The sequence below is a fragment of the Brachyspira sp. SAP_772 genome, assembly GCF_009755885.1.
In the GTDB taxonomy this organism is placed as follows: Bacteria; Spirochaetota; Brachyspiria; order Brachyspirales; family Brachyspiraceae; genus Brachyspira.
On record NZ_VYIX01000356.1, the window covers coordinates 1 to 535 of the forward strand.

The 535-nt window shown below is 30.4% G+C and carries 1 protein-coding gene; it reads left to right on the forward strand.

Annotated elements, in window-relative coordinates; genetic code table 11:
* Window positions 1-535, forward strand: a 535-nt coding sequence (locus GQX97_RS14485) for an efflux RND transporter permease subunit (RefSeq protein WP_198391283.1), incomplete at both ends; no start/stop codon positions are given.

Below are 535 nucleotides of genomic sequence, written 5' to 3' on the forward strand. Positions count from 1 at the left end.
TGTTGTTTGATTATGACAGAATGAGTGAGCTTGGTGTAAATGTGGCTTATGCGGCAAGAGAATTGAGAGCGGCATATTCTGGAATAGTTGCTACTTCTATTCAGCAATTTGAGAATAAACTTGATTTTAGAGTGCGAATGGATAAAAAATACACCTACGACACAAATGTATTAAATAATTTATATATGCCAAGCACATAYGGAAGACTCATACAATTAAAAGATATAGCAACAATAGAAGTTACAAATAATCAATCAAGCATAAGGCACTATAACGGTAAAAAATCCATAACTCTAACAACTGATATAGTATTAGGTAAAACAACTGCTATAAGAGTAACTGACTCTGTTCAAAAATTCTTTGATTCTATTTCTAAAGATTATCCTAATATAACTATAGAGTTTGGAGGAGAAGTAAAAGAAACWAAAGAGCCTATGAAAAGCATAGCATATGGATATGTTGTAGCAATTATAGCAATATATTTAATACTTCTATTACAATTCAATAAATTTATTCAGCCTCTTATGATACTTGG